The sequence below is a fragment of the Methanosarcina sp. genome, assembly GCF_035390745.1.
Lineage (GTDB): Archaea > Halobacteriota > Methanosarcinia > Methanosarcinales > Methanosarcinaceae > Methanosarcina.
On sequence record NZ_DAOOUJ010000137.1, the window covers coordinates 1 to 1757 of the forward strand.

The following is a 1757-nucleotide window of genomic DNA, read 5'->3' on the forward strand; positions in this document are numbered from 1 at the left end:
TTCATCCTTTTCTATATGAATTGAAATTTCTTTCCAGCCGCTGTCGATTGTATGAAGAGTCTCTACCATTGCCCTGATAACGTTTCCTACAATTTTCTGGACAAATTCATTCATCGGGATTTTCCTGCCGTCTACCAGAAGTTCGATTTTCATTTTTTCTCTCCTTAGTGAATGCTTTTCTATTGTTCTGTCATTTTTCTTCTTATTCTTTCATCTTTTCCAGTCTTTTGATTTCCCTGATTGGTGTGTAGTAGGGTTTTCTCCGGCTTACCGCAAGCCTGAGCAGTTTTTCTATCTCTTCGGGGCTTCTTGCTCCCCCTATATCAACAAGATTATCGTGCACAAGCAGACAGGGCTTGAATTTTCCATCGGCTGTAACCCTGAGCCTGCTGCAGTGGGCACAGAATTCCGAATTATCCATCGGACGAACGAATTCCACTTCAACCCCATCAATAACATATTTTTTCCTGTGGTGCAGGTGCCGGACCCTGACCTCGCTCGCTCTTTCTTCCAGGCTTTTTTCAAGGGCTTTTGAGTCAATAGTATACTTTGAAAGCTCAGGGTCAATATTCATGAGCTCTATAAGCTGCAGGATAACTTTTCCTTTATAAGGGCGGATGAAATCCATCATTGCATCAATTTCGTTCTCGTTTATGCCTTTGAGGAGCACCATGTTCAGCTTTACCGGAGTAAGTCTCGCCTCTACTGCGCTGTCGATGCCTTTAATTACTTTCTCAAGGGCTCCCGGCGGAGCTCCAGTGATCCTCCCATATTTCTCGGGGTCGAGAGTGTCCAGGCTAACGTTTACTCTGTTGAGGCCGGCTTCCTTGAGGGTTTTTGCACGTTTTTCAAGCAGTATACCGTTTGTGGTTGCCGAAACTTCTTTTAGAGGGGGGAGGCAGGCAAGGATATCTTCAAAATCCTTTCGGAAAAGCGGTTCTCCTCCTGAAAATTTTACTTTACGGACTCCGAATTTCTCTGCCTCTCTGATAATGCTGCAGATCAACCCGGGTGACATTTCATGCCCTAAGGGACCGCAGGCGCAGCAGTCAGCTCCTTCATTGTGGCAGTAAATGCAGGAAAGATTACACCTATCAGTAATGGATATTCGAAGCCCGGTTACTTTGCGCCCGTAAGGGTCAACCAGGACTTTTTCTTCGTTCTCTTCCCGAAGCAGGGGATTTTTCCCTGAATTGTTGTCCTTCATATTTCTCTGGCGTATTTATATAATAAGGGTAATAATAATTTTTGGTAGAATCCCGATCCGGTAGTCCGGAATCACCAAAAGCTCTCTAACTAAAAAGAATATCTGGTAGCGATATATCTCGCCTGCTATAATACCTAATTGCAGCTAATATAAATCGATAGCGCATGTTATTTCGAAAATTAGCGGAAAATGTTGAAATTTGATTTTTACCGAATATACAGATGTTTATTTAAATCAGGTAAAGTTGCTGTTTTAAATTGTTAGAAAAGCTATCTGAAAAATAGTTGTATTCATCGGTTGAATTGTAACTTTGTGTGCGGAGAGTATCTTTAACTCTCCAGCACATAAGTTAATACTTTGGCCGATTGATTATAATTGTCCACCGGCCTTATAGACATCTGCAGCAGAATTATACATCTACTGCATCATTTTAGTTTTCACATTCTTTTGATGTGTCTTCAGTTGCTTCTTCTGTAGCTTCCTCTACACATTCATTTGATGTGTCTTCAGTTGCTTCTTCTGTAGCTTCCTCTACACATTCACTTGATGT

At 41.9% G+C, this 1757-nt stretch carries 1 protein-coding gene; it reads right to left on the minus strand.

From position 1 onward, the window contains the following. Positions 1 to 202: 202 nt before the first annotated feature. Positions 203 to 1207, minus strand: coding sequence for a GTP 3',8-cyclase MoaA (moaA, locus tag PLL47_RS14870; protein ID WP_324447364.1), 1005 nt, complete (start codon positions 1205 to 1207; stop codon positions 203 to 205). Positions 1208 to 1757: the final 550 nt, after the last annotated feature.